Here is a 23,886-nt window from a genome sequence, read left to right as displayed (position 1 = left end):
TTCCGGGTATGTCCGTTACTCCGAATGCCAACCGTGTCATCTTTGCCGGGAAAGATCTCCGAAACCCGCGAATTCCGCTGTCATCGCCGGGTCGCGGTGGGATCTTCGCCTTCGGACAGCGCCTCCCACAGCTCGGTCTCCGGATCTTTCGCGGCCCGCTTCTTCTTCCCCGGCGCCGAGTACTTCGCGCCCAGGCGTGGCATCCGGCCCGCGCCCTTGATGGCTGCCAACCCCCCGGCGATCACGAGAATTCCCCCGAGGATCGCGAGACCGCGGGCTCCCAGCATCTGGGCGACGGGCAGGCCGTCGGCGAACCCGCTGAACGAGCCGCCCACCACGCCCACCCACACCGCGGCGACGCCCGCGACGGCGAGTACCACGCCGAGCACCCGGCGTGGCCAGCCGCCGGTGGCGATCAGTCCCGCCGTGCCGGCCAGTGCCAGCAGCGCGAGCGGAATCAGCGCAACCGCACGCTCTGAACCGGTTTCGGTGTACTGGACGGTGCCGCGCACCCCGCCGTCACGGAACTCCGCGAACCACACCAGCTGGGAAGACCCCCACAACGCGACCGCGCCGAGCAGCAGTCCGACCACGGCGATCCACAGTGGACGCTTGGCCTTCTCGGCCGGCGGGGCCGTGTCTTCCGGGGCCTCAGACACGAGCGCTGTCACCCGCCGGATCGAATTCGTCCGCCGCGATCATCGTCTGCGCCGCCGCGACGGCGGACAGCACGGTGCGGGCCTTGTTGAGTGACTCGTTGTCCTCGTAGTCGGCCACCGAGTCGGCGACCACGCCGCCGCCGGCCTGGACGTACGCGACGCCGTCCTTCATCAGCGCGGTGCGGATGGCGATCGCGGTGTCGGCGTCCCCGGCGAAGTCGAGGTAGCCGACGACGCCGCCGTAGAGCGCCCTACGGGTCGGCTCCAGCTCCTCGATCAGCTGCATCGCGCGGACCTTCGGCGCCCCTGAGAGCGTCCCTGCCGGGAAGCAGGCGGTGACCGCGTCGAAGGCCGTCTTGTCGTCGAGGAGTTCGCCGGTGACCGTCGAGACGATGTGCATGACGTGGCTGTAGCGCTCGACGTCGAAGAAGTCGACGACGCGAACGGTGCCGGGCTTGCAGACCTTGCCGAGGTCGTTGCGGCCGAGGTCGACGAGCATCAGGTGCTCGGCGCGCTCCTTCTCGTCCGCCAGCAGGTCCTTGGCCAGCTGCGCGTCCTCTTCCGGATCGGCGCCGCGCCAGCGGGTGCCCGCGATCGGATGCGTGGTCGCGCGGCCGTCCCGGACGGTGACCAGCGATTCCGGGCTGGACCCGACGATGTCGAAGCCGTCCAGGCGCAGCAAGTACATGTACGGACTCGGATTGGACGTGCGCAGCACGCGGTACACGTCCAGCGCGTCGGCCTGGGTCTCGATCTCGAACCGTTGCGACGGCACGATCTGGAACGCTTCGCCCGCCTTGATCGCCTCGACGGCCTTCTCGACCGCCGCGTGGAAGTCCGGCTTGGACCGGCGGCGGGTGAACTCGGGCGCGGGGCGGTCGAAGACGGCGGCCGTGGCCGGGGCCGCGACGTGCAGCTGCTTGGTCATCGCGTTGAGGCGGGCGACGGCGTCGTCGTACGCGGCGTCGACCCGCTCGGGCGAGTCGTCCCAGTTGACCGCGTTGGCGATCAGCGTGACCGTGCCCTCGTGGTGGTCGAAGGCGGCCAGGTCGGTCGCCAGGAGCATGGTGAGTTCGGGGATGTCGAGGTCGCGCTTGGCGAGTTCGGGGAGCCGTTCGAGCCAGCGGACGGCGTCGTAGCCGATGTAGCCGACCATCCCGCCGGTGAGCGGCGGCATTCCTGGCAGCTGCTCGGTGTGGAGCGCGGCGACGGTCTCGCGCAGCACGGTGAGCGGGTCACCCTCGGTCGGGAGGCCGACCGGCGGGGTGCCGGTCCAGACGGCCTTGCCGTCACGCACGGTCAGCGCGGCGGGGCTGTCGACGCCGATGAACGACCATCGGCTCCAGGACGCGCCGTTCTCCGCGGATTCGAACAGGAACGTCCCCGGCCGGTCGGCGGCGAGCTTGCGGTAGACCCCGATGGGGGTCTCACCGTCGGCGAGCACGCGGCGGACAACGGGGATGACGCGACGGCCCTCGGCGAGCGCGCGGAACTCGTCGCGCGAAGGGCTGACCGAGCCGAGCCCCGACGGGCTGGCGTTAGCGGCGCTGATCATGTCGCTCATTGTGCTGCAACGCACCGGGCGGGCGGGGACCGGGGATGAATTCAAGGATTGTTGAATTCTGCGCCGGGTCCGTTCATGATGACGCCATGGCTGTTGAAGACACTACCGCGCGCCGCCGGGGGCGGCGTCCCGGTGGACAGGACACCCGCACCGCCCTGATCGAAGCGGCCCGCGCGGTGTTCGGCGAGAGCGGCTTCGACGGCGCGACGGTCCGCGCGATCGCGACCCGCGCCGGGGTCGACGCGGCGATGGTCAACCACTGGTTCGGCAGCAAGGAAGGGCTGTTCGCCCAAGCCGTGCTGAAACTGCCGTTCGACCCGCACGAACTCCTCGCGGAACTGACGAACGGGCCTGACGACGAGTTCGGCCGCCGGATCGTGCGGACCTTCCTCGCCCGGTGGGACGGCGCGGGCGGCGAGGTCTTCCAAGCGCTCGTCCGCAGTGTCGCCGGACACGAGCAGGCCGCGCTGGTGCTGCGCAGTTTCTTCCAGAACTTCTTCACGAAGATCATCGCGGACCTGGGCTCGGACCGCGTCGAACTGCGGACGTCACTCTGCGCTTCCCAGCTGGTCGGAATGGGGCTGGTGCGGTACGTCGCGAAGTTCGAACCCATGGCGACGAGTGAGATCGAGCCTTTGGTGACCGCGATCGCGCCGACGGTGCAGCGGTATTTGACCGGGGACATCGACTGAAGGCCGCGGTCAGCCGGTCGCAACCGTTGGCCCGCTTAGGGCGTGCAAGTGAGCAGGTGGTCAGCCCGCGAGCAGGTCGCCGTCCCGTAGATCCCGACCTGGACGTCGTCGACGACGCTCACAGGTGCTACTCGCTCTCGTCGGGCAGCAGCAGCCGTTCGTCGGTGTCGAAACAGGTGTGCGTGCCGGTGTGACAGGCCGGGCCGGTCTGGTCGACGCGCAGCAGGACGGTATCGCCGTCGCAGTCGATCCGCACCTCGCGCACGTGCTGGACGTGGCCGGAGGTCTCGCCTTTGACCCACAGTTCCTCGCGGCTGCGCGAATAGTAGGTCCCGCGCCGGGTGGTGAGGGTGCGTTCGAGTGCCTCGTCGTCCATCCACGCCATCATCAGGACGTCCGAGGTGGAGTGGTCGACGACGACGGCGGCGATCAGCCCGTCGGCGTTGCGCTTCAAGCGGTCCGAGAGGGCGGGATCAAGCGTCATTCGTGGCTCCGAGAAGGTGCCGTTTCACCGGCATCGAGTTGAGCAGGACCGCCGCGTAGATGTACCCGGCGAAAAGCAGGCCGGAGACGATCTTCACCCAGAAGAGTTCCGCCGCCAGCATGGACAGCGCGTGCAGCAACGCGAACAGGAAACTGACACCGAAACCGGCGAACCGCGCCGAAGACATCCTCAGCACCAGCCCCGCCACGACGAGACCGCCGAGCACCAGTGATGTCACCGGCAGCAGGAACGTCCGCGCGGTGGAGTACGGCGCGAACATGAGGATCACGGCCATCCCGACGTACCCGAGCCCGAGGCCGAGCAGCAGCGCGCAGACGACCTTGACCTCGGTGGCGGCCTTCCACTTGTCCACGATCACCGGACCACGACTCCCCCGGCGCGCAGGGCGCTCTTGACCTCGCCGATCTTCAACTGTCCGAAGTGGAACACGCTGGCCGCGAGCACCGCGTCCGCGCCTGCCTCGACGGCGGGCAGGAAGTGTTCGAGCGCGCCGGCGCCGCCGCTGGCGATCACCGGGACGCGGACCGCCTGGCGCACCTTGGTCAGGAGGTCGAGGTCGAAGCCGTTCTTGGTGCCGTCGGCGTCCATCGAGTTGAGCAGGATCTCGCCGACGCCGAGTTCTTCCCCGCGCGCGGCCCATTCGACCGCGTCGATCCCGGTGCCGCAGCGGCCGCCGTGCGTGGTCACCTCGAAGCCGGACGGGGTCGGTTCGGCCCCCGCCGGAACGCGCCGGGCGTCCACCGACAGCACGACGCACTGCGCGCCGAACCGGCGGGACGCCTCGCGCAGGAACTCCGGCCGCGCGATGGCCGCGGTGTTGATGCTCACCTTGTCCGCGCCCGTGCGCAGCAGCCGGTTGACGTCGTCGTTCGTACGGACGCCGCCACCGACGGTGAGTGGAATGAACACCTGCTCGGCGGTCCGGCGGACCACGTCGAAGGTGGTCTCGCGGTCCCCGGAGGACGCCGTGACGTCGAGGAACGTGAGTTCGTCGGCGCCCTCGGCGTCATACAGACGGGCGAGTTCGACGGGGTCGCCGGCGTCGCGCAGGTCGGCGAAGTTGACACCCTTCACCACTCGGCCCGCGTCGACGTCGAGACACGGGATGACCCTGACTGCGACTGACATGGGGACAAGCGTAGTCAAGGGCGTTCGAAGCTCGCGGAATGGCACAGGCGGGCGGCGGCCGGACACCACACGCGGCCAACCCGTGGCGCAGACCAGGGCGTTCGTCGACGACGCGAGCGCGGACCCGGCCAACGCGGACGTCGACGACCCGGCGATCTGGGTCCACCCGGAGAACCCTCCCAGAGCGTCGTGCTCGGCACGCTCAAGGAGGCGGGCTGGCCGCGTTCGATCTGCGGGTCCGGCAGCTTCAGAGGCCGGGACCGCGTACGCGTCCACCGCAGCGATCCTGCCGGTTCCTCCGCCGCACTGGCTTTCTTCTCCGCCTCGGAGTCCCGAACGCCGTCCGGCGGTCACCGGCCCCTCTGGTGAGGAACTGCCGACGACCGGGTTCGCCTTCGTCCGGCTGGAGACCGTCCTGAGGTGATCGTCTTCACCGGGAAAGTTCCGCTCCCGATGCATCAGCCAGGTGGTCTCGTGCGTCACTGGAGCGAGACCACCTGGCTGAGGGGGAGACGTGCCTGCGACCTTCGACGAGTTCGTCGCGGATCGCCTGGACGGGCTCCTGCGCTACGCGACCGTTTTGACCGACGATCCGTACCTGGCGCAGGACATCGTCCAGGAGGTGCTGCTGCGTGCTCAGCAACGCTGGCCGAAGATCGACTCACCCCCCACGTACGTCCGCCGGATGGTGACCAACGAGTACCTGTCGTGGCGACGGCGCCTGGCGGTCCGCCGCGTGACGCCGTCATCGCCGGAAGTACTCGACCTGGTGAGCCCGCCGGTCTCCGATCACACCATCGAGTACGACGAACGCGACGCGATGCTGCACCGGCTCGCGAAGCTCCCGCGTAAACAGCGCGCCGCGATCGTGCTCCGTTACTACGAGAACTACACCGACGAGGAGATCGGCGCGGTACTCCGCTGCGCGACGTCGACCGTGCGCAGCCAGATCTCGCGCGCGCTCGCGACGCTGCGGGAAACCGGCCCGGCCCCGTCCGTTCAGCCCACCACGGGAGCCCGCAAATGACCCGACTGAGTGACGAGCACACCGAGGACCTGATCCGGGAGAGCCTCGAACATCTGGCGACGCGGGCGCCCGACGGGGCCGAGATCCGCGACGCGCTGGCCCAGCATCCGCGAAGCCGTCCGACGATGGCCTTGGCGCTGGTCGCGGCGGCGGTCGCGATCATCGCGCTCGGGGTGCCGCTGGGCCTGCGGGCCTTCACAGCCGTTCCGCCTGCCTCGGCGCGCAACGCCGATTGGTCGGTGCTCCCGTACAAGCCCGGCTGGCTCCCCGACGGTTTCAAGGAGGCGAGCCGGGGCGGGAAGCCTTATCCCGCACCGTTGTCGAGGTCCTGGGCCGCCGGTGAGCTCGGCCAGATCGACCTGCTCATCACGCCGCTGAGCGACCGGTCCGCGCCGTGGACGATCGCGCCCGCGCCGAACCAGATCATCGTGCACGGCAGGGTCGGCATGGCGACCGAGGTCACCGCCTGGTCGACGATGCTGACCTGGTCCCCCGACGACGTCTATCTGCTGAGCATGACGTTGTCCCACCTGAAGGATCCGCGCGCGGTCGGTGAGCGGATCGCCGAAGCGATGGTCCCGGACGGGCGTGCCCGGGTCTCGGGCGAACTGCGGTTCGGCAGGCTGCCCGCCGACCTGGAGTTGTCGGGGGTCAAGACGTTCATGAAAGACAACGGAGGCGTGACCGAACTGGAAGCCACCCGTGCCGGGGAGCCCACCGCGGCGGCGGTCGTCACGGCGTCGCTCAGCGGTGACCGGCCGGTGCCGGACGGCGTGGAACCGGTCCCGCTCGAGGTCAGGGGTCTCGACGGCGTCTATCTTCCGGAACGGGAAGGGCCGCTCGGACATCAGGACGGGACGATCGCCGTGCAACTCGAGGGCGGACGATGGCTCACGGTGTCGGGCGAGCGGGACCGGGCCGCCCTCCTCGACGTCGCGAACAGCCTCCAGATCATCCAAGGCGACTACAGCTGGTTCGGGAAACCGCCGGAATAGGCGCGGATGGGCAGGGGTTGTCGACGGCATGACGGACACCTACCGCTCCATCGCCGCGCTGGCCGCCGAAGGAAAGCTCGACCTGCCGATCGCCCGGGTCTACCCGCTCGCCGAAGCGGCCGCCGCCCAGGACGAGAGCGAAGCGGGCCACGTCCGGGGCAAGCTCGTCCTGGTGCCGTGAGCCTGCCCGCGGCGGCGAGCTGGCGGCATCGGGATTCGAGGACGGCCGGCCGAGATCTCCGCGCGGCTACGTTACGACGCCGAACGCCCTAGACTCTCCACATGGGATCGGAGTTCGAGCGGATCGCCGCCGAGAAGTACGTCGTCCTGACCACCTTCCGCAAGAGCGGTGCCCCGGTGCCGACCCCGGTCTGGGCGGCGGGCGACGGCGGCGAACTGGTGCTCTGGTCCGAGCGGAAGGCGGGCAAGGTCAAACGCATCCGCAACAGCGGCCGGGTCGAGGTCCAGGCCTGCGACCTCCGCGGCAACAAGACCCACGGCGACGTCGTCGCTGGCGAGGCACGGCTGCTGGACCTCGACGGGACCGAACGTGTGCGCAAGGTGATCGCGCGGAAGTACGGGATCACCGGGCGGGTGACGATGTTCTTCAGCAAGCTGCGGGGGCCGAAGGACCGGACCGTGGGCATCGCGATCAAGCTGGCCGAGTAACTCAGATCGCCGCACTTGACATTCTCGAACACAAGTTCGATCATTGCTCGCCCGGCGACTCTCAGACGCCCGATTGCGAGACCGCGGCGCGGTAGGATGAAGTGAATCCAGAGGAGGTGGTAGCCATGGCCGGCGTACGTGACGTGGCCGCTGCCGTACTGACCCGCACCGGCCCGATCACGACGATGAAGCTGCAGAAGCTGCTCTACTACGCACAAGCGTGGCATCTGGTGTTCCAGCGGAAACCGATGTTCGATGAGAAGATCGAAGCATGGCCTCAGGGGCCCGTCACGCCGTCGATCTTCGCCGGACACCGAAAGCAGTATCAGGTCACGAGTGGGCCGAGCGGTCATGCCGGAGCGCTGACAGCACCCGAGAACGCGACGTTGACCTGGGTGATGGACAAGTACGCCCACTACTCAGCCGAGACTTTGTCGCGGCTGACTCATATGGAGTCCCCGTGGCGAGCCGCGAGGGGGATCGTCGACGAAAACGAGAAATCTTCGCAGCCGATAGCGCACGACCAGATGCGTCACTTCTACGCACGCAGATCGCCGATGTCGACGTCGCGGTCGCCCAGGCCGCGGCCAGCACGGCCATGGAAGGTATCGATCTCGACGACGACTGGCAACGAACTCTCCGCGACGTCGCGACCAGCACCCGCACTGCCGACGACTTGGTCGCCGAAGAAATAGAGCGAGCCCGTCAGCAGTGACCGATCCGTACGGCTTTCCCGACGGCAAATGCCTTCGCAACAAGCTGGATATCGAAGACCCTGAGGCCTTCAAGCAGGTCGAGGCGCGCATCGTCAGTATTCGAGACGTCGAACTCGCTCGGCAAGTCTCCCTGGCGATTCGTTGATGAGCGGACATCGGCGGTGCTGGGAACCCTGGAAACCGATGGCTGGCTGCTCGGCCTGAATCGGGAAAACTTCCTTGAACGCCTTGCCTGGTACTACGCCGAACTGAACGCCATGCACCCGTTTCGTGAGGGCAATGGACGGACGTTGCGAGCCTTCTTGCGACAACTGTCGGCAGCGGCGGGCTGGCGACTCGACTGGTCCGCTCTCGACAAGGACGACAACAACGCGCCCAGCCACAGCCTACGGACCACTGAGACGACCGAACTGATCAAGGTTCTCGCGCCCGTGATCGTCCGCATGTGATCAGCCTGATTTCGTGAGTGATGGGGACGGTTCCAACCCGAAACGCCACTCACGACCCGCCGAGCCGAGCCGGTAGTTTCGCGTGATCCGACGGACGACATGCGCATGGCGGGTCCAGCCGCGAGTCGTCCGTGTGGACACGTGTGCCGTCCGTCCAGTCACGTGCGACGTCCAGCCAGTCACGCGAAACCGCCAACTGTAGGTACCTGAGACACGGTCGGCTCTAACCGTCCCCGAGACCGGATCAAGCGGCCTGCATCGCCCGCATCGCCGCCGCCATCGCCGCCGAGTCGTGGTCCGGTCCGCAGCCGTCGACCAGGATCAGGTCACCCGGGATGTGGTCCGCCCGCAGGGGCAGGATCTCCCGGTACGCGGGCGAGTCGTACCACTCCCGCGCGACCTCGACGCTCGGGAACTCGATCATCACGAGCGCACCAGGCCACTCCCCCTCCAGCACCTGCACCTCGGCTCCGTGCACGAGGAACTTGCCACCGAAGGGGTCCAGCGTGCCCTGGATCCGCTCCAGGTACTCGAAGACCTCTTCCGCGGTCACGGCGGGCGGGCGAAGGTGCGCGATTCCGTAGGCGGTCATGATGTCCCTCCAGGCTTTCGTTGTCCTGGAAGCAATCCTGACCTAACCGGGTGCGTGGCGTCGATTACCCGGGAGGTAAAGCTCAGAACTCCGCTACGGCCGCGAGCGCCTCGGGCAGGGTGAACGCCCCGGCGTAGAGCGCCTTGCCGACGATGGAACCCTCGACACCGTCGCGTGCCAGGGCGGCCAGTGCGCGGAGATCGTCCACACTGGACACGCCGCCGGAAGCGATGACCGGAGCGTCGGTGCGGGCGGCGACCTCGCGGAGCAGGTCGATGTTCGGGCCCTGGAGGGTGCCGTCCTTGCTCACGTCGGTGACGACATATCGCTGCGCGCCGTCGCGGTCGAGCCGGTCGAGTACCTCCCAGAGGTCACCACCGTCCTGCGTCCAGCCGCGAGCCGACAGCCGGTGCCCGGCCTCGGTGATCCGCACGTCCAGCCCGATGGCGACACGGTCGCCGTAGGAGGAGACGACCTTCGCGGTCCACTCCGGGTCCTCCAACGCGGCGGTGCCGAGGTTGACCCGGCGGGCGCCGGTGGCCAGCGCGGCCTCCAGCGAGGCGTCGTCGCGGATGCCACCGGACAGCTCCACCTGGACGTCCAGCTTCGCCACGACCTCGGCGAGCAGTTCGCGGTTGGAGCCCTTGCCGAACGCGGCGTCGAGGTCCACCAGGTGGATCCACTCCGCCCCGTCACGCTGCCAGGCGAGCGCCGCCTCCAGCGGGCTGCCATAGGAGGTCTCGGTGCCGGCCTCGCCCTGGACGAGTCGCACGGCCTGGCCATCGGCCACATCAACGGCGGGAAGGAGCGTGAAAGTCACGCGCCCACTCTAAGCGAGGGTCTCGAGCCAGTTGCGCAGCAGGTGCGCCCCGGCGTCCCCGGACTTCTCGGGGTGGAACTGCGTCGCCCACAGCGGCCCGTTCTCGACGGCGGCGACGAAGTCCTGGCCGTGGTTCGCCCAGGTCACCTTGGGTTGCTGCCCGGCGAGGCCGGAGTCCAGTTCCCAGGTCCGCGCGGCATAGGAATGCACGAAGTAGAAGCGGGTTTCCGCGTCGAGCCCGGCGAACAGCTGCGAGTCCTCCGGCGCGCGGACGGTGTTCCAGCCCATGTGGGGCAGGACGTCGGCCTCCAGCCTGTCGACCGTGCCGGGCCACTCACCGGTGCCCGCGGCCTCTTCACCGTGCTCGACACCGCGTTCGAACAGGATCTGCATGCCGACGCAGATGCCCAGCACGGGACGGCCACCGGCGAGGCGCTTGCCGATGATCTTCTCACCCGAAACCGACAGCAACCCCTCCATGCAGGCGGAGAAGGCGCCGACGCCGGGAACGACCAGGCCATCGGCCTCGAGCGCGGCATGGGGGTCGGAGGTGACCTCGACGTCCGCGCCGGCGCGCTGAACAGCGCGTTCGGCGGACCGGAGATTACCGGACCCGTAGTCCAGGATCACCACACGAGAAGTAGCCACACGCTCAGGTTAGCGGACCGGACCTTCTGCCGATTCCCCGTTTGAACCGCCACTCGTCCGGGTAATAAAAAGTCCGAGTGGAAGGCCGGCGCGGGACCGCCTGCACTTCTGGAGGAACGATGCGGGACGCCGACGAACTGACCTGCTTGCTACACGCGTGGCGAGAGGACATCGACAGCGTGCCTTTCCCTACCTTCGCGGAACTGCTGATCCCCGAACAGAAGCAGCGCTCCGCTCCCAGCCTGCCGGTCACGGCATCGGTTCAGGTGACGAATACCACCGGATGGCGCGATCTCTGACACCCGACTCCGGTCGTGTGTGTGGTTTTCTTCATGGGTCGTGACCCACCGAGCCGACCAGGAGTGACCGCATGAGCAGCAGCCCGGATCCGCGCGACTTCCTCGATCTCGACGCCGAACTCTCCGAGGAAGACCGGGCCATGAGGGACGCTGTCCGCGCGTTCGCGCAGGACCAGCTCCTCCCGAACGTCGCCGAGTGGTACGAATCGGGCGCCCTGCCCGCCGCCGAACTCGCCAAGGGCTTCGGTCAGCTCGGGCTGCTCGGCATGCACCTGGAGGGTCACGGCTGCGCCGGGACCAGCGCGGTCGCCTACGGCATCGCCTGCCGCGAGCTGGAGGCCGTCGACTCCGGGCTGCGCAGCTTCGTCTCGGTGCAGGGTTCGCTGGCGATGTACGCGATCCACAAGTGGGGCACCGAGGACCACAAGCGGGAGTGGCTCCCGCGGATGGCGGCCGGTGAAGCACTCGGCTGCTTCGGCCTGACCGAACCGGACGCCGGCAGCGACCCTGGCAGCATGCGGACCCGCGCGGTCCGCGACGGCTCGGACTGGCTGCTGAGCGGCACCAAGATGTGGATCACCAACGGCACCGTCGCCGACGTCGCGGTCATCTGGGCGCAGACCGACGAGGGTGTGCGCGGTTTCGTCGTCCCCACGGACACGCCGGGCTTCACCGCGAACGAGGTCAAGCACAAGCTGTCCCTGCGGGCCTCGCTGACCGCGGAACTCGTGCTCGACGGCGTCCGCTTGCCGGAGTCGGCGGCGTTCCCTGAGGTCAGGGGGCTGCGCGGACCGCTGTCCTGCCTGAACGAAGCGCGCTACGGGATCCTGTTCGGTGTCGTCGGCGCCGCTCGCTCCTGCTACGAATCCGCGCTGGAGTACACGCTGAGCCGCGAGCAGTTCGGCAAGCCGCTGGCCGGATTCCAGCTCACCCAGCGCAAACTCGCCGACCTCGTCGTCGAGGTCAACCGCGCCGGGCTGATCGCGCTGCGGATCGGACGGCTCAAGGACGCCGGAACGCTGCACCACAACCACGTCAGCTTCGGCAAACTCGCCAACGTCCGCTCCGCGCTGGAGGTCGCCAGGACCGCGCGGGCCATGCTCGGCGCCAACGGGATCTCGCTGGAGTACCCGGTGATGCGGCATATGTCGAACCTCGAAACCGTGTTGACCTACGAAGGCACCGAAGAGATGCACGCGCTCTCGATCGGCCAGTCGGTCACCGGGCTCGCCGCCTTCCGCTGAGCCGCCGAAACTGTCGGTGCGGGCCTCTAGGGTCCGCCGTATGACCGATTTCGCCGAGTTCCAGTCCGTCGTCGAGCTGCGCCGGTACACCCTGCGCCCCGGCCGCCGGGACGAGCTGATCGAGCTCTTCGAGCGCGAGTTCGTGGAGACGCAGGAAGCCTGCGGCATGCACCTGTTCGGCCTGTTCCGTGCACCCGCCGAGCCGGACAAGTTCGTGTGGCTGCGCGGATTCCGGGACATGGAGAGCAGGCGGGCGGCGCTGGAGTCGTTCTATTACGGACCGGTGTGGCGCGAGCACGGCCCGGCGGCGAACGAGACGATGATCGACGCTTCCGACGTGCTGCTGTTGCGGCCGTCCGGGCCGGGTTTCCCCGCTCCGGACGGCGGCCCGGATTCACGGGTGTTGGTGACGATCTGCCATCCCCTGGGGCCGGTCAAAGAGTTTTCCGAGTACTTCGCGGACACCGTGGCTCCGGCGCTGGGGGCGGCCGGTGTGGACACCTTCGGCCACTTCGAGACCGAACCCGCCGAGAACACCTTCCCCCGCCTTCCCGTGCGAGAGAACGAGACGGTGTTCGTCTGGTTCTCGAAGTCCACCGAGGACTCGGAGGCACAACGGGAAGTCCTCGACCGGGCAGGCGCCGGGCTCGCGGGAAGGCTCGAACGCCCGTGGCAGCGGCTGGAACTCACGCCGACCCCGCGCTCACCCCTGCGCTGAAAGGAGTTCCGCGAGCCCATCCGGATACAGGATCGCTTTGCCGCTCACCACGTCGGCCAGCGGCAGCCAGTGCACGCGCGTGCCCTCCTCGTCGAGCACCACGCCGACCTCGTCGCGTTCGTAGAACGCTTTGTCGGTCAGGTCGGCGGTGAACAGGAACACGATCTCGTGCCCTGGCCTGCCTTCGAAGGTGTACACGTTCTCCAGCACCGCGATCTGCTCGACAGCGGTCAGTTCCGCCGCGAGCTCTTCCTGGAACTCACGGTGCAGTGCCTCGGCGGCGGTCTCCCCGAACTCGATCCCGCCGCCGAGCGGGCGATGGTAGGTCTCCCCCTTCACCTCGTCGCGGCCTTCGAACACCAGAAGGTCTTCGCCGCGGCGGATGACCCCGAGCACGAGCGGGCGGATCTTCGTCATCCTGGTGACGCTAGCGGAGGAATTCCTTGACCGACAAGGCGATGGACCCCGCGTCGAGGCCGTGTGCGAGATCGTGGTCGGCCATCTCGCCGTAGATCCGCACCTCGACGTCACGCCGGACACCCAGTGACAGCAACCGATGCGGCGTTTCGGACAAGGCGTCGGACACCGCATGCGCCGAAGTCCCCGCGAGATAGGGCTCGATCAGCACAACGTCGCGTGCGCCCGCGGCCTCGACGGCCGAGCGCAGACCGGCGGCGTCGAACGGCCGGATCGTCGAGGTGTAGAGCACGGTCACGTCGAGATCGACGGTCGCCTCCATCGCCCGGTCGAGCATCGGCCCGACGGCCACTACGACACCTCGGTCGCCTTCGCGCAGCGTCTGCAGCCCGGCACCCAAATGCGGTTTCGCGTTCTCCTGCGCGGAAAGCCGAAGGTAGACACGTCCGTCACCCGGGATGGACTCCAGCAGCAGCCTCCGTGCTTCTTCGGGGTGACCCGGCACGTGCACGGTCCAGCCCGGCAGTGTGTCGATGAGGGCGACGTCTCCTGGTGCCTGATGTGTCCGCCCTGCGGTCGGCATGTCGTAGGACGCGCCGGACGACACCAGCACGGCACCGACGTCCTGATGCCCGAGGTCGAGTTTGACCTGCTCGAACGCCCGCTCCACGAGGAACGACGAGAAGGTGTGGACGATGGGGCGCATCCCGGCCAGCGCGAGCCCGCCGGCGGCGCTCATCATCAGCTGCTCGCGGATGCCGACGTTGAGCACACGGTCCGGATGCTTCCGGGCGGCGAAGTCCAGCTGCGCCGCGGAGATGTCGGCGAGCACGATGGCGACGTTCGGATCGGTGTCGAGTACCTCGGCGACGGCGCAAAGGAACGTTTCACGCATGTTCACGGTTTCAGGCCTTTCGCTCGACGGTCGCGACCACGGCGAGCGGCCGGTCCGGATGGGGTGCGGTGAAGGCTTCGTAGAGCGTTTCGTGATCGCGCCCGTCGACCGTGCGGGTCTCCCAGCCCTCGACCTCGAACCGGCGCGCGATCCCGCCCGGCCAGCCGTGGGTGGCGGAGGAGTTGTCGACGACGACAGCGGTCAGCTGCGGCATGCCGATGCGGCCCGCCACCGCGATGGCCTCTTGGTTGGAGCCTTCGTCGAGTTCCGCGTCGCCGACGAGGGTGACGACCTTGGCGTCACGAAATCCTTTGGCGCGCAGGCCGAACACGGTGCCGATGGCGAGCGGGAGGCCATGCCCCAGTGACCCGCTGGCGATCTCGGCGCCGGGCAACCTCGCCCGGTCGGGATGGTGCCCGAGCCGTGACTCCGCCGAAGTCCAGTCGGCGAGTTCGTCCTCGCGGATGAAGCCCTTCTCCGTCAGGACGGCGTAGTAGGCCATCGGACCGTGGCCCTTCGACAGCAGAAAGCGATCGCGACCGGGATCACGGAAGGTCTCCGGGGTGATGTCCAGTACGCGGTCGTAGAGCACCCACAGCACGTCCACAGTGGACTCCGCGGCGGCCTGATGCTTCTCGTCCCCGGTCATCAACGAGATCAGCCGCGGCAGATCCTCGTAGCCGGTCATGGTGTCGGTGGTCATGAACCGAGGGTGCAACCTCGACTAAGGTCGAAGTCAAGGCTAGTCTGGCGGCGTGACGAGATTGGCTGAACACCTGAGCATCGGACAGGTCGCCGACCGCAGCGGCGTGCCCCATACGGCTTTGCGCTTCTATGAGGACAAAGGGCTGATCAGCTCCGAGCGTTCGGCGGGTAACCAACGGCGATATCCGCGTTCGGTGCTGCGCCGGATCGCCTTCATCCGCGCCGCGCAGCGTGTCGGTCTCAGCCTGGACGACATCAGCTCGGCACTGGAGACCTTACCCAGGGACCACGCCCCCACCAAAGCCGACTGGGCACGCCTTTCGAAGGGCTGGCAGACCGAACTCGACGCGCGGATCGACGCGCTGCAACGCCTGCGGGACAGGCTGACCGGCTGCGTCGGCTGCGGTTGCCTGTCCCTGCGCAGCTGCGGGCTCTACAACGCCGACGACCAGATGTCCCGATTCGGCCCCGGCGCGGGGAAACTGCGCCCGGCTTCCGAGGGCGGCTTCTGAATTCCGTTGCCACGCGGGTGCCGGATGTGCGTCACTGTGACTCGAAATGGACAAGAAGAACCTCATCCGAGTCTCGAAACGACTCTCCCGGCACCTGCGGCACGCACCCGGTGACATCGGCATCACCCTGACCTCCGACGGCTGGGTCGAAGTCGGCGCGCTCTTGGCCGCCCTGCGGCGCGACGGCTTGGCCCTCACCCGTGCCGAACTCGACGAAGTGGTCGAGGGCAACGACAAACAACGGTTCGCCTTCGACGAGGACGGGCGGCGGATCCGCGCCAGTCAAGGACACAGCGTCGACGTCGATCTCGCGCTGCCCACCGCCACCCCGCCGGACGTGCTCTATCACGGCACCGTGTCCCGGTTCCTCGACGCGATCATGCACGAGGGTCTCCGGCCGATGAAGCGGCACGCCGTGCACCTTTCCGCGAACATCGAGACCGCCCGCACGGTCGGCGGAAGGCGCGGCGTCGCGGTCGTACTCCTCGTCGACGCGGCGGGCATGGCGGTCGCCGGGCACGAGTTCCAAGTGAGCGCGAACGGCGTTTGGCTCACCGCCGCCGTTCCGCCGGGGTTCCTGCGCCGTCTCCCCTAGATCAGGCCGTTGTTCCGCAGCAGCGACAACGTGCTCACGGTGAACAGCCCATTCCATTCCAGCGCGGCCGCGGGCGAATAGCTCGTGTAGTCGACGCGCCACCCGCCGTCTTCGTGCTGCGCCGCGGCCACGCGCCGCAGATCGGCCTCGATGACTTCGGGCCTGAAGAGCTTCCGTGCCGGGCCGTCCGGTTCCGGGGCGAAGTCGAGCGGGCGCATGGCCTCACCCTCGATCCCGCCGCCGACGGCGACCACTCCGTCGTCCGGGATGAACCTCCCGAGCTTCTCGGTCAGGCGCGTGTCGCCGATCCGGTCCACCAGCTTCATCGCGAAAGCGCGCACGAGCGCGTGCGGCGCCTCATCGATCTTCTCGATCGCGTCGAGGCAGTAGCGCGTGGCGTTCGCCAGCCACGGGTGCGCGGCGACCGCCGGATCGTGCACGGCGACGCTGTGCGCGACGACCGCGACGATCGCGGTGATCTGCAGCGAGGAGACCGACGAGTCCGCCTCCGCCCAGAACGGCGCGCTGCCCGCCGGGTCCGGCATCGGCAGGGCGAACGGGATACCGCCGTCGGGCAAGGAGATGGAGGCGAGCCAGTCGCAGAGTTCGGCCGCACGCGGGCTGATCGCCGGGCCGACGCCGGCGAAGACCTCGAAAGCGTGCAGCGCGCCACCGGGTTGGCTGGTCGCCGAACGGCAGTCCGGTTCGAGTCCGTGACCGTAGCCGCCGTCGGGATTGCGGTAGCCCTCCAGTGCCGCGAGCGCCGCCGCCGGGTCGCCGTCGCGGAAGAGGACCTCGAAGCGGCGCCTGTCGAGCAGCCGGGCCTGGGTGGCCATGAAGGTGGCCGCTGACTCCAGATCGATGTTCATACCGACAGCGTCGCGCGGATCGCGGCGCTTGTCTTGAACACATCGGTCACGTGCGGCGGCGCGGGCGGTTGTAGAGCTTGCGGCCGACGCTGAGGAGCGTTTCGCGCAGCGTCTCGTCGTCGAGCGGGGCCACGTCGGGCGAACCGCCGGCGATGGCGATCCCCGCCAGCAGCACCTGCGCGGTCACGATCGCGGTGAGGTCCGGATCGGGGCCGACCAGGACCTCCAGCAACCGGTTTTTGAAGCTTTCCGAGCGGTGGACGGATTTCTCGACCGCCCTGGCGATGCCGGGGTCGCTGGAAAACAGCGCGACCAGCGCGCGATGCCGTACTACGAGGTCGACGAACCCGTCGAGCAAATGGTCGATCTGCGCGCCGCGGGTGCGCTGTGCGCGGGCGTCGTCGACGATGCCCTCCAGCTCTCGCAGCACGGGCTCGGCGACGGATTCGGTGATCTCCGCCTTCGTCTTGAAGTGGTAGTAGACGGCGGCCTTGGTGACGCCGAGGGCGTCGGCGATCATCTGCAGCGAGGTGCCTTCCACGCCGTGTTCGGTGAACAACCGCAACGCCGTGCCCAGAAGTCGCGTGCGGGTGTCCTCCACGTGGACGACGTCCATTTTCCCTCCTTGTTCAGCCGTCGGAGGTTACGTCACGCGCAGCCCTCGAGCCAACCGAGTACTAGCCGTGCGGCTAGTCACATACTTGCCGATCGGCTTGTTGACCCCTAGCCGATCGGCTAGCTTGGAATACACCTGATCGAGTGAACGGGAGACTTCTGTGGCCAGCTTCCTGTACCGACTGGGCCGGTTCTCGTTCCGGCGCCGGGCATTGGTGGCGGCGGTGTGGGCCGTCGTCCTGGTGGCCCTCGGCGCGGGGGCGCTGACCCTGTCCGGCCAGCTTTCGAACTCGGTGACCATCCCCGGCACCGAGTCGCAGAAGGCGATCGACCAGCTCGCGGACCGTTTCCCGGAAGCCGCCGCCGGTGGTGCGACCGCCCGCGTTGTCATTTCCACGCCCGGCGACGTCACCGACGAGGCTGGGCGGGCGGCGATCACGCGCCTCGTCACCGGGCTCAAGGACGCGCCGAAGGTCGCCGGAGTGGTCGACCCGCTGCAGATGCAGGCGATCGCGCCCGACAAACACGTCGCGCTGGCGCAGGTCAGTTACCGCGTGCCGGGCTTCGAGCTCACCGAAACCGATCGCGAGGGCCTGATGGCCGCCGCGGCCCCCGCCAAGGCCGCCGGATACACCGTCGAGTTCGGCGGCGACGCCGTCCAGGCGATGCCCGCCACGAACGCCACCGAAGGCCTTGGTGTCGCCGTCGCGGCCGTCGTCCTGATCATCACCTTCGGCTCGCTGCTCGCGGCCGGTATCCCGCTGCTGACCGCGCTCATCGGCGTCGGCATCGGCATGGCCGGCATCACGACAGCGTCCAGTTTCCTCGAACTGAACACGAACACGCCGGTGCTCGCACTGATGATCGGCCTCGCCGTCGGCATCGACTACGCGCTCTTCATCGTTTCCCGCTATCGGCACGAACTCGGCATCGGACGCGATCCCGAGGAAGCCGCCGGACGCGCCACCGGCACGGCGGGCTCCGCCGTGGTGTTCGCCGGGCTGACCGTGATCATCGCGCTGGCCGGCCTGACCGTCGTCGGCATCCCGTTCCTCGGCGAGATGGGCGTCGCCGCGGCGATCACCGTCGCCATCGCGGTCGTCATCGCGCTGACCCTGCTTCCCGCGATCCTCGGCTTCGCGGGCGGCAAACTGGCGGGCGGCAAAATTCGCTTGCGCCGCAAGGAAGGCGCGACGACGCACGGCGAACGGTGGGCGCGTTTCGTGGCCCGCCACCGGATCCCGGTGCTGATCGCCGCGATCGCCGGGCTCGCGATCGTCGCCGTCCCGGCCGCGAGCATGCAGCTCGGCCTGCCGAACGACAGCACCGCCGCGCCCGACACCACCCAGCGCAAGGCCTACGACACCGTCAGCCGCAGCTTCGGCGAGGGCGCCAACGGCCCGCTGGTGATCGTCGTCGACCTCGGCGGCAGCACCGACCGGCAGGCCGCGCTCCAACAGGCCTCCGCCGGGATCAGCGGACTCGGGGAGCGCCCGATCGTCACGCCGCCGAAGGTCAACCGGAGCGGTGACCTGGCACTGTTGACCGTCATTCCGAAGAGTGGTCCGAGCAGCACCGCGACCGAAGACCTCGTCAGCGACATCCGCGGCCTGAACGCGGGACTGGGCACGGCCACCGGGGCTTCGTTGGCGGTGACCGGCCAGACCGCGGCCAACATCGACGTCTCGGAGAAACTCGCCGACGCGATGCTGCCCTACCTCGCGCTGATCGTCGGGCTCGCGTTCCTGTTGCTGATGCTGGTGTTCCGCTCGGTCGTGGTCCCGCTGAAGGCGACGCTGGGCTTCCTCGGCTCCGTGGTCGCGACGTTCGGCGCCGTGGTCGCGGTGTTCCAGTGGGGCTGGCTCACCGACCTGCTCGGCGTGAAGACGACCGGGCCGATCATGAGCATGCTGCCGATCCTGCTGATCGGCGTACTGTTCGGGCTCGCGATGGACTACCAGGTGTTCCTGGTGACGCGGATGCGGGAGGAGTACGTCCACGGCGCCGACCCGCAGCAGGCGATGGTCACCGGTTTCCGGCACGGCTCCCGCGTCGTGGTCGCCGCGGCGCTGATCATGATCAGCGTGTTCGCCGGGTTCGTCCTCGCGGAGTCCTCGCTGATCCAGTCGATCGGGTTCGCGCTGGCCTTCGGTGTGCTGGTGGACGCGTTCGTGATCCGGATGACCATCGTGCCGGCGTTGATGTCGCTGCTCGGCCGCGGTGCGTGGTGGCTGCCGAAGTGGCTGGACCGCGTGCTGCCGGACGTCGACGTCGAAGGCGAGAAGCTCACGAAGCAGCTTGACGCTCCTGACGAGCGAGAGCTGGCCCGCTCTTCGAGCTGAGATCCGTGAAGGCCTCCTTCCTACCTTGAGAGTCAGGGTCTCGGCAAAGTCGAGGTCTTGCAGATCAGCGGCTATCCGCCGCTGCGTGAGGCTGACGATGTAGGAATTGGGACGTTCAGTGTCCCAATTCCTACATCGTCGCGGGATCACACCGGTCGCGGAGCTTGCTCAACACAGGTTCAGAGACTTGCCCCCGGCACACGCCCGAGCGGGGAGGATTTCGGACCTTGAACGTCCCAAATCCTCCCCGCTCGGCCCCTCGCAGGCACTAGCGATGCCAGCCCGGACTACCACCAGCAGCAGCGCAGACCAACAGCTCCGCGACTTTGCCGAGACCCTGACCCTGCGAGTAGGGAGGAGGTCTTCACGGACTTATGCCAAGAATGTCCTGGCCTCTCCCAGCGCGAAGCCGAGCGGGTTCAGCCCGCGCCAACGGTCGGCGTTCTCGACGTATGGACGGTCGGCCGCGAGCCCGATGCCCCAGACGGCGTCGAGCGGGCTGGCTTCGACCAGCACGCGGTTCTTGGTGCCGAGCAGGAAGTCGCGGAGTTCCGGATGCTTCCCGAACTTCGCGATCGAGGCGTCGCGGACGATTCCGTAACGCTCGGTTTCCCAGGCCACCTGGTCAAACCCGCGGACTTCGCGACCCAAAGCCTTGGCCTCCCGTGGATGCCGGGCCTTGAGAACGCGCGCGGCACTCTCGGCGTCGTCGAACAGGAGCGCCTTGTGCCACATCATGTAGTGCTCGGCCGTCGGAAACGTTTCGTCGTCCACGGTGAACCGGGCTGGCCACCACTGGCTGAAGCATGCGGTCCGATCGTGCCGTCACGCCGAGGCTGATGTCCCCCAAGGACATGCCGGAAAGCATGATCGCCGATGTCCCGGCGCGCACGCCATTTACCGGACGGCGGGCCTCAGGCCAGCCAGGCGATGGCTCCGCCGATCGCCAGCAGCGCACCGATACCCAGCACCACGGCCAGGAACTTGACGCTCTTCCAGGTCGCGTAGACGCCGCCGATCAGGAAGCCGCCGAGTGCGAACAGCAGCACGGCGATGGTCGAGTTACTCACGCCCGCCACCCTGCCACACCCGCACGCGCCCGACCTCCCCGGGTGCACTCCGCAATTCGTCCTCTGGTTGCGGTAGTTGCACGTGCAAGGACCGCAACCAGAGGACTAATTGCGGGAGTCAGAGAACGCCCTTCGTGGAAGGGATCCCACCCGCCCGCGGGTCCGGCTCGGTGGCGGCACGCAAAGCGCGCGCGACGGCCTTGTACTCGGCCTCGGCGATGTGGTGCGGGTCCCGGCCGTGGAGCACCCGCACGTGCAGCGCGATCTGCGCGTGGAACGAAAGCGAGTCGAACACGTGCCGCGTCAGCACGAACGGGTAGTTCCCGCCGATGGTGAAGCTGTTGAACTGCTCCGGCTCACCGAGGTGCACGCAGTACGGCCGCCCGGAGACGTCGATCGCGGCGTGCGCGAGGGTTTCGTCCATCGGGATCCACGCGTCGCCGAAGCGGCGGATGCCGCTCTTGTCGCCGAGCGCCTGCCGCAGCGCCTGGCCGAGCACGATCGCGGTGTCTTCGACGGTGTGGTGCGCGTCGATGTGCACGTCCCCGGTCGCCTGCACCTTGAGGTCGAGCGAGCCGTGCACCCCGAACGCGGTGAGCATGTGGTCGTAGAACGGGACACCGGTGTCGATCTCCACCTGTCCCGTTCCGTCCAGGTCGAGCTGAACGGAAATGGACGATTCCCTGGTGGTGCGGTCCACCTTGCCGACGCGACTCATCGCGGCACCTCCTTGCTGGCCTCGAGAAAGGCGTCGTTCTCTTCCGGCGTCCCGATGGTCACCCGCAGGTGCCCTTCGATGCCGACGTCCCTGATCAGCACACCGTTGTCCAAATAGGACTTCCAGGTCGCGGGCGCGTCCGCGAAGCGTCCGAAAAGGACGAAGTTCGCGTCGCTCGGAACCGGCGTGAATCCCAAGCCCAGCAACGATTCCACCACTCGGTCGCGTTCGGCCGCGAGTTTGGCGACCGACGCCAGGGTGGCGTCGGCGTGCCGCAGCGCCGCCCGCGCGGCGGCTTGCGTGAGCTTCGAGAGGTGGTACGGCAGCCGCACCAGCTGCAGGGCGTCGACGATCGCGGGCGCGGCCGCCAGGTAACCGAGCCGCCCGCCCGCGAAGGCGAACGCCTTGCTCATCGTGCGCGACACGATGAGCCGCGACGGGTACTCCTCGAGCAGCTCGATGGCACTCGGCTGCGACGAGAACTCGGCATACGCCTCGTCGACCACCACGATGCCCGGCGCCGCTTCGAGCAGACCGCGCAGCTCACCGAACGGGATCGACCCGCCCGTCGGGTTGTTCGGGCTGGTCACGAACACGATGTCCGGACGGCGTTCCCGCACCAGCGCGGCCGCCTTCTCGGTGTCGAGCGTGAAATCGTCGCGGCGCGGCACGGGCAGCCAGTCGGTGCGGGTGCCCGCCGAGATGATCGGGTGCATCGAGTACGACGGCTCGAAACCCAGCGCCGACCGGCCTGGGCCGCCGAAGGCCTGCAGGATCTGCTGCAGGATTTCGTTGGACCCGTTGGCGGCCCACACGTTCGACTCCGACACCAGCACACCGGTGGACACCGCGAGATAGTCCGCGAGGTCCTGCCGCAGGGCGACGGCGTCGCGATCCGGGTAGCGGTGCAGCGACGCGGCCTCGACGCGGACGGCCTCGGCGACGGCGACCACCAGCGCGTCCGGCGGCGGGTACGGGTTTTCGTTGGTGTTGAGCCGGATCGGCACGTCGAGCTGCGGCGCGCCGTACGGGGTCTTACCCCGCAGGTCCTCCCGCAGCGGGAGCGCGTCGAGCGTGATCTCCTCGCCGACGCTCATGCCCGGTCTCCCTCGAACCGCGCCGTGATGGCCTCGCCGTGCGCGGGCAGATCCTCGGCGTTGGCCAGCGCGACGACACGGCCGGCGATCTCGCGCAGCGCGTCTTCGCTGTAGTCGACGACGTGCACGCCCTTGAGGAAGCTCTGCACCGAAAGCCCGGACGAGTGCCGCGCGAATCCGCCGGTGGGCAGGACGTGGTTCGAGCCCGCGCAGTAGTCGCCGAGCGAAACCGGCGCGTACGCCCCGACGAAGATCGCGCCCGCGTTGCGTACCCGTGCGGCCACCGAGCGCGCGTCCGCGGTCTGGATCTCCAGGTGTTCCGCGGCGTAGGCGTCGACAACGCGGAGCCCGTCGTCCACAGTGGACACCAGGATGATGCCGGACTGCTTGCCGCTCAAGGCCTCCGTCACACGCTCGGCGTGTTTGGTCGCGGTCACGCGACCGGTCAGTTCCTTGTCCACCGCGTCCGCGAGTTCCTCGGACGTGGTGACCAGCACGCTCGCGGCGAGCGGGTCGTGCTCGGCCTGGCTGATCAGGTCGGCGGTGACGTGCACCGGGTCGGCGGTCTCGTCGGCGAGGATCGCGATCTCGGTCGGTCCCGCCTCGGAGTCGATGCCGATGATGCCGCGCAGCAGCCGCTTGGCCGCGGTGAGGAAGATGTTGCCGGGCCCGGTGACGATGTCGACCGGCTCCAGCGTGGTGCCGTCGGTGTCGGTGCCGCCGTACGCGAGCAGCGCGACGGCCTGCGCTCCGCCGACGGCCCACACCTCGTCGACGCCGAGCAGTTCGGCGGCCGCCAGGATCGTCGGGTGCGGGAGACCGCCGAACGCGGCCTGCGGCGGCGAGCACAGCACGAGCGTGCCGACGCCGGCGATCTGCGCCGGGACGACGTTCATCACCACGGTCGAGGGGTACACCGCGAGCCCGCCCGGCGCGTACAGCCCGACGCGCTCCACCGGGATCCAGCGTTCGGTGACGGTGCCGCCGTCGACGACCTCGGTGGTGACGTCCTGGCGGCGCTGATCACCGTGGACCTTCCTGGTGCGGAGGATGGACTCCTCCAGCGCCTCGCGGACGGCCGGTTCCAGGTTCTCGAGCGCGCTCGTGAGCTCGGCGGCGGCCACGCGGACGCCCTCGGGGCGGACCTTGTCGAACTTCTCGGTGTACTCGAGAACCGCTTCGACGCCGCGATCACGGACCGCCTCGACCACCGGCCGTACACGATGCAGCGCCGCGTCCACGTCGTACTCGGCACGCGGGAGCGTGCTCCTGAGTTCGGCAACGGACGGGACCTGTCCACGCAGGTCGGTACGGTTCAGCATGCCT

Annotated in this window: 32 protein-coding genes and 1 pseudogene; 15 read left to right on the top strand and 18 right to left on the bottom strand. The window is 68.5% G+C overall.

Annotated elements, in window-relative coordinates:
• Positions 1-80: 80 nt before the first annotated feature.
• Positions 81-659, bottom strand: a complete 579-nt coding sequence (locus ACM6LU_RS13955; RefSeq protein ID WP_414938082.1) for a Trp biosynthesis-associated membrane protein — start codon at positions 657-659, stop codon at positions 81-83.
• Complete coding sequence (locus tag ACM6LU_RS13950) at positions 652-2,214, bottom strand: anthranilate synthase component I (RefSeq protein ID WP_414938081.1); 1,563 nt, start codon at positions 2,212-2,214, stop codon at positions 652-654. Before ACM6LU_RS13950 ends, ACM6LU_RS13955 begins: the two co-directional genes overlap by 8 nt.
• A 95-nt stretch (positions 2,215-2,309) precedes the next feature.
• Here ACM6LU_RS13950 and ACM6LU_RS13945 point away from each other — a divergent pair, with 95 nt between their 5' ends.
• Positions 2,310-2,915, top strand: a complete 606-nt coding sequence (locus ACM6LU_RS13945) for a TetR family transcriptional regulator (RefSeq protein ID WP_414938080.1) — start codon at positions 2,310-2,312, stop codon at positions 2,913-2,915.
• Between the two features lie 127 nt (positions 2,916-3,042).
• On the opposite strand, the gene hisI is transcribed toward ACM6LU_RS13945, so the two are convergent.
• From hisI to hisF, 3 genes are read right to left on the bottom strand one after another with little or no spacing between them, the layout of a single operon-like run.
• The gene (gene hisI, locus ACM6LU_RS13940; RefSeq protein ID WP_414938079.1) at positions 3,043-3,399 is read right to left on the bottom strand and encodes a phosphoribosyl-AMP cyclohydrolase; all 357 of its coding nucleotides are present in this window, start codon (positions 3,397-3,399) and stop codon (positions 3,043-3,045) included.
• Positions 3,389-3,778 (bottom strand): hypothetical protein, encoded by a 390-nt coding sequence (locus ACM6LU_RS13935; protein ID WP_414938078.1) that lies wholly within the window; start codon positions 3,776-3,778, stop codon positions 3,389-3,391. Before ACM6LU_RS13935 ends, hisI begins: the two co-directional genes overlap by 11 nt.
• A complete protein-coding gene (hisF, locus tag ACM6LU_RS13930; protein ID WP_414938077.1) occupies positions 3,775-4,548 on the bottom strand; it encodes an imidazole glycerol phosphate synthase subunit HisF in 774 nt (257 codons plus the stop codon). The genes ACM6LU_RS13935 and hisF overlap by 4 nt, the downstream gene beginning before the upstream one ends.
• Before the next feature lie 514 nt (positions 4,549-5,062).
• On the opposite strand from hisF, the gene ACM6LU_RS13925 reads away from it, so the two are divergent.
• From ACM6LU_RS13925 to ACM6LU_RS13890, 8 genes and pseudogenes are all read left to right on the top strand, one after another.
• Positions 5,063-5,575, top strand: a complete 513-nt coding sequence (locus ACM6LU_RS13925; RefSeq protein WP_414938076.1) for an RNA polymerase sigma factor — start codon at positions 5,063-5,065, stop codon at positions 5,573-5,575.
• Positions 5,572-6,570 (top strand): hypothetical protein, encoded by a 999-nt coding sequence (locus ACM6LU_RS13920; RefSeq protein WP_414938075.1) that lies wholly within the window; start codon positions 5,572-5,574, stop codon positions 6,568-6,570. Before ACM6LU_RS13925 ends, ACM6LU_RS13920 begins: the two co-directional genes overlap by 4 nt.
• Positions 6,571-6,598: 28 nt before the next feature.
• Positions 6,599-6,751, top strand: a complete 153-nt coding sequence (locus ACM6LU_RS13915) for a zinc-binding dehydrogenase (protein WP_414938074.1) — start codon at positions 6,599-6,601, stop codon at positions 6,749-6,751.
• A gap of 101 nt (positions 6,752-6,852) precedes the next feature.
• On the top strand, positions 6,853-7,239 hold the full coding sequence (locus ACM6LU_RS13910; protein WP_414938073.1) for a PPOX class F420-dependent oxidoreductase: 387 nt from the start codon (positions 6,853-6,855) through the stop codon (positions 7,237-7,239).
• A gap of 125 nt (positions 7,240-7,364) precedes the next feature.
• Positions 7,365-7,643 (top strand): annotated as a pseudogene (locus ACM6LU_RS13905) (Panacea domain-containing protein); the annotation flags it as partial.
• A 56-nt stretch (positions 7,644-7,699) separates the two neighbouring features.
• Positions 7,700-7,954: a hypothetical protein gene (locus ACM6LU_RS13900; protein ID WP_414938590.1), complete on the top strand. Its 255-nt coding sequence runs from the start codon at positions 7,700-7,702 to the stop codon at positions 7,952-7,954.
• Positions 7,951-8,100 carry a hypothetical protein gene (locus ACM6LU_RS13895; protein WP_414938072.1) on the top strand — a complete coding sequence of 50 codons (150 nt, stop codon included), beginning with the start codon at positions 7,951-7,953 and terminating at the stop codon, positions 8,098-8,100. Before ACM6LU_RS13900 ends, ACM6LU_RS13895 begins: the two co-directional genes overlap by 4 nt.
• Positions 8,101-8,116: 16 nt before the next feature.
• Entirely contained in the window at positions 8,117-8,404 is a 288-nt protein-coding gene (locus ACM6LU_RS13890; protein ID WP_414938071.1) for a Fic family protein, read from the top strand.
• A gap of 244 nt (positions 8,405-8,648) precedes the next feature.
• Here ACM6LU_RS13890 and ACM6LU_RS13885 read toward each other — a convergent pair whose 3' ends face one another.
• The 3 genes from ACM6LU_RS13885 to hisH all read right to left on the bottom strand — a co-directional run bounded on the left by ACM6LU_RS13885 (position 8,649) and on the right by hisH (position 10,449).
• The gene (locus ACM6LU_RS13885; RefSeq protein WP_414938070.1) at positions 8,649-8,996 is read right to left on the bottom strand and encodes a DUF1330 domain-containing protein; all 348 of its coding nucleotides are present in this window, start codon (positions 8,994-8,996) and stop codon (positions 8,649-8,651) included.
• A gap of 82 nt (positions 8,997-9,078) precedes the next feature.
• Positions 9,079-9,816 (bottom strand): bifunctional 1-(5-phosphoribosyl)-5-((5-phosphoribosylamino)methylideneamino)imidazole-4-carboxamide isomerase/phosphoribosylanthranilate isomerase PriA, encoded by a 738-nt coding sequence (gene priA / locus ACM6LU_RS13880; protein ID WP_101609431.1) that lies wholly within the window; start codon positions 9,814-9,816, stop codon positions 9,079-9,081.
• Between the two features lie 9 nt (positions 9,817-9,825).
• Positions 9,826-10,449: an imidazole glycerol phosphate synthase subunit HisH gene (gene hisH / locus ACM6LU_RS13875; RefSeq protein ID WP_414938566.1), complete on the bottom strand. Its 624-nt coding sequence runs from the start codon at positions 10,447-10,449 to the stop codon at positions 9,826-9,828.
• A 134-nt stretch (positions 10,450-10,583) separates the two neighbouring features.
• Here hisH and ACM6LU_RS13870 point away from each other — a divergent pair, with 134 nt between their 5' ends.
• From ACM6LU_RS13870 to ACM6LU_RS13860, 3 genes are all read left to right on the top strand, one after another.
• Positions 10,584-10,763, top strand: coding sequence for a hypothetical protein (locus ACM6LU_RS13870; protein ID WP_414938069.1), 180 nt, complete (start codon positions 10,584-10,586; stop codon positions 10,761-10,763).
• A 71-nt stretch (positions 10,764-10,834) separates the two neighbouring features.
• Positions 10,835-12,007, top strand: a complete 1,173-nt coding sequence (locus tag ACM6LU_RS13865; protein WP_414938068.1) for an acyl-CoA dehydrogenase family protein — start codon at positions 10,835-10,837, stop codon at positions 12,005-12,007.
• A gap of 40 nt (positions 12,008-12,047) precedes the next feature.
• Entirely contained in the window at positions 12,048-12,725 is a 678-nt protein-coding gene (locus tag ACM6LU_RS13860) for an NIPSNAP family protein (protein ID WP_414938067.1), read from the top strand.
• On the opposite strand, the gene ACM6LU_RS13855 is transcribed toward ACM6LU_RS13860, so the two are convergent.
• The 3 genes from ACM6LU_RS13855 to ACM6LU_RS13845 are packed head-to-tail and all read right to left on the bottom strand — an operon-like array spanning position 12,711 to position 14,740.
• Positions 12,711-13,142 (bottom strand): NUDIX hydrolase, encoded by a 432-nt coding sequence (locus ACM6LU_RS13855; protein WP_414938066.1) that lies wholly within the window; start codon positions 13,140-13,142, stop codon positions 12,711-12,713. The two genes, ACM6LU_RS13860 and ACM6LU_RS13855, sit on opposite strands and share 15 nt — an antisense overlap.
• A 10-nt stretch (positions 13,143-13,152) precedes the next feature.
• Complete coding sequence (locus ACM6LU_RS13850; protein ID WP_414938065.1) at positions 13,153-14,043, bottom strand: transketolase family protein; 891 nt, start codon at positions 14,041-14,043, stop codon at positions 13,153-13,155.
• 4 nt (positions 14,044-14,047) lie between these two features.
• Complete coding sequence (locus tag ACM6LU_RS13845) at positions 14,048-14,740, bottom strand: transketolase (RefSeq protein WP_414938064.1); 693 nt, start codon at positions 14,738-14,740, stop codon at positions 14,048-14,050.
• 52 nt (positions 14,741-14,792) lie between these two features.
• Between ACM6LU_RS13845 and soxR the strand changes: the two genes are divergently transcribed.
• Complete coding sequence (gene soxR, locus ACM6LU_RS13840; RefSeq protein ID WP_409494210.1) at positions 14,793-15,254, top strand: redox-sensitive transcriptional activator SoxR; 462 nt, start codon at positions 14,793-14,795, stop codon at positions 15,252-15,254.
• A 46-nt stretch (positions 15,255-15,300) separates the two neighbouring features.
• Positions 15,301-15,849, top strand: a complete 549-nt coding sequence (locus ACM6LU_RS13835) for an RNA 2'-phosphotransferase (RefSeq protein WP_414938063.1) — start codon at positions 15,301-15,303, stop codon at positions 15,847-15,849.
• Here ACM6LU_RS13835 and ACM6LU_RS13830 read toward each other — a convergent pair.
• Positions 15,846-16,718, bottom strand: coding sequence for a hypothetical protein (locus ACM6LU_RS13830; RefSeq protein WP_414938062.1), 873 nt, complete (start codon positions 16,716-16,718; stop codon positions 15,846-15,848). The two genes, ACM6LU_RS13835 and ACM6LU_RS13830, sit on opposite strands and share 4 nt — an antisense overlap.
• 46 nt (positions 16,719-16,764) lie before the next feature.
• On the bottom strand, positions 16,765-17,334 hold the full coding sequence (locus ACM6LU_RS13825; RefSeq protein ID WP_414938061.1) for a TetR/AcrR family transcriptional regulator: 570 nt from the start codon (positions 17,332-17,334) through the stop codon (positions 16,765-16,767).
• Positions 17,335-17,494: 160 nt separating this feature from the next.
• Between ACM6LU_RS13825 and ACM6LU_RS13820 the strand changes: the two genes are divergently transcribed.
• Positions 17,495-19,675 (top strand): MMPL family transporter, encoded by a 2,181-nt coding sequence (locus ACM6LU_RS13820; RefSeq protein ID WP_414938060.1) that lies wholly within the window; start codon positions 17,495-17,497, stop codon positions 19,673-19,675.
• A 372-nt stretch (positions 19,676-20,047) separates the two neighbouring features.
• Here ACM6LU_RS13820 and ACM6LU_RS13815 read toward each other — a convergent pair whose 3' ends face one another.
• From ACM6LU_RS13815 to hisD, 5 genes are all read right to left on the bottom strand, one after another.
• The gene (locus ACM6LU_RS13815; RefSeq protein WP_414938059.1) at positions 20,048-20,449 is read right to left on the bottom strand and encodes an NADAR family protein; all 402 of its coding nucleotides are present in this window, start codon (positions 20,447-20,449) and stop codon (positions 20,048-20,050) included.
• 140 nt (positions 20,450-20,589) lie between these two features.
• Positions 20,590-20,745 (bottom strand): hypothetical protein, encoded by a 156-nt coding sequence (locus ACM6LU_RS13810; protein WP_414938058.1) that lies wholly within the window; start codon positions 20,743-20,745, stop codon positions 20,590-20,592.
• 118 nt (positions 20,746-20,863) lie between these two features.
• The gene (hisB, locus tag ACM6LU_RS13805) at positions 20,864-21,463 is read right to left on the bottom strand and encodes an imidazoleglycerol-phosphate dehydratase HisB (protein WP_005155296.1); all 600 of its coding nucleotides are present in this window, start codon (positions 21,461-21,463) and stop codon (positions 20,864-20,866) included.
• Positions 21,460-22,560: a histidinol-phosphate transaminase gene (locus tag ACM6LU_RS13800; RefSeq protein ID WP_414938057.1), complete on the bottom strand. Its 1,101-nt coding sequence runs from the start codon at positions 22,558-22,560 to the stop codon at positions 21,460-21,462. Before ACM6LU_RS13800 ends, hisB begins: the two co-directional genes overlap by 4 nt.
• Positions 22,557-23,882: a histidinol dehydrogenase gene (hisD, locus tag ACM6LU_RS13795; protein WP_414938056.1), complete on the bottom strand. Its 1,326-nt coding sequence runs from the start codon at positions 23,880-23,882 to the stop codon at positions 22,557-22,559. Before hisD ends, ACM6LU_RS13800 begins: the two co-directional genes overlap by 4 nt.
• Between the last annotated feature and the right edge of the window lie 4 nt (positions 23,883-23,886).

The sequence above is a fragment of the Amycolatopsis sp. cmx-11-51 genome (genome assembly GCF_047608665.1).
Classification (GTDB): Bacteria; Actinomycetota; Actinomycetes; order Mycobacteriales; family Pseudonocardiaceae; genus Amycolatopsis.
This window is presented reverse-complemented; position numbering and strand designations above follow the sequence as displayed.

What these genes read in the sequence shown, in the direction of transcription:
- ACM6LU_RS13845 (WP_414938064.1), bottom strand. Translation starts at nt 14,740, where the DNA reads ATGACCACCGACACCATGACCGGCTACGAGGATCTGCCGCGGCTGATC.
- ACM6LU_RS13870 (WP_414938069.1), top strand. Translation starts at nt 10,584, where the DNA reads ATGCGGGACGCCGACGAACTGACCTGCTTGCTACACGCGTGGCGAGAG.
- ACM6LU_RS13855 (WP_414938066.1), bottom strand. Translation starts at nt 13,142, where the DNA reads ATGACGAAGATCCGCCCGCTCGTGCTCGGGGTCATCCGCCGCGGCGAA.
- hisD (WP_414938056.1), bottom strand. Translation starts at nt 23,882, where the DNA reads ATGCTGAACCGTACCGACCTGCGTGGACAGGTCCCGTCCGTTGCCGAA.
- ACM6LU_RS13830 (WP_414938062.1), bottom strand. Translation starts at nt 16,718, where the DNA reads ATGAACATCGATCTGGAGTCAGCGGCCACCTTCATGGCCACCCAGGCC.
- ACM6LU_RS13865 (WP_414938068.1), top strand. Translation starts at nt 10,835, where the DNA reads ATGAGCAGCAGCCCGGATCCGCGCGACTTCCTCGATCTCGACGCCGAA.
- hisI (WP_414938079.1), bottom strand. Translation starts at nt 3,399, where the DNA reads ATGACGCTTGATCCCGCCCTCTCGGACCGCTTGAAGCGCAACGCCGAC.
- ACM6LU_RS13915 (WP_414938074.1), top strand. Translation starts at nt 6,599, where the DNA reads ATGACGGACACCTACCGCTCCATCGCCGCGCTGGCCGCCGAAGGAAAG.
- ACM6LU_RS13945 (WP_414938080.1), top strand. Translation starts at nt 2,310, where the DNA reads ATGGCTGTTGAAGACACTACCGCGCGCCGCCGGGGGCGGCGTCCCGGT.
- ACM6LU_RS13950 (WP_414938081.1), bottom strand. Translation starts at nt 2,214, where the DNA reads ATGATCAGCGCCGCTAACGCCAGCCCGTCGGGGCTCGGCTCGGTCAGC.
- ACM6LU_RS13860 (WP_414938067.1), top strand. Translation starts at nt 12,048, where the DNA reads ATGACCGATTTCGCCGAGTTCCAGTCCGTCGTCGAGCTGCGCCGGTAC.
- ACM6LU_RS13825 (WP_414938061.1), bottom strand. Translation starts at nt 17,334, where the DNA reads ATGGACGTCGTCCACGTGGAGGACACCCGCACGCGACTTCTGGGCACG.
- hisB (WP_005155296.1), bottom strand. Translation starts at nt 21,463, where the DNA reads ATGAGTCGCGTCGGCAAGGTGGACCGCACCACCAGGGAATCGTCCATT.
- ACM6LU_RS13800 (WP_414938057.1), bottom strand. Translation starts at nt 22,560, where the DNA reads ATGAGCGTCGGCGAGGAGATCACGCTCGACGCGCTCCCGCTGCGGGAG.
- ACM6LU_RS13885 (WP_414938070.1), bottom strand. Translation starts at nt 8,996, where the DNA reads ATGACCGCCTACGGAATCGCGCACCTTCGCCCGCCCGCCGTGACCGCG.
- hisF (WP_414938077.1), bottom strand. Translation starts at nt 4,548, where the DNA reads ATGTCAGTCGCAGTCAGGGTCATCCCGTGTCTCGACGTCGACGCGGGC.
- ACM6LU_RS13920 (WP_414938075.1), top strand. Translation starts at nt 5,572, where the DNA reads ATGACCCGACTGAGTGACGAGCACACCGAGGACCTGATCCGGGAGAGC.
- ACM6LU_RS13910 (WP_414938073.1), top strand. Translation starts at nt 6,853, where the DNA reads ATGGGATCGGAGTTCGAGCGGATCGCCGCCGAGAAGTACGTCGTCCTG.
- ACM6LU_RS13835 (WP_414938063.1), top strand. Translation starts at nt 15,301, where the DNA reads ATGGACAAGAAGAACCTCATCCGAGTCTCGAAACGACTCTCCCGGCAC.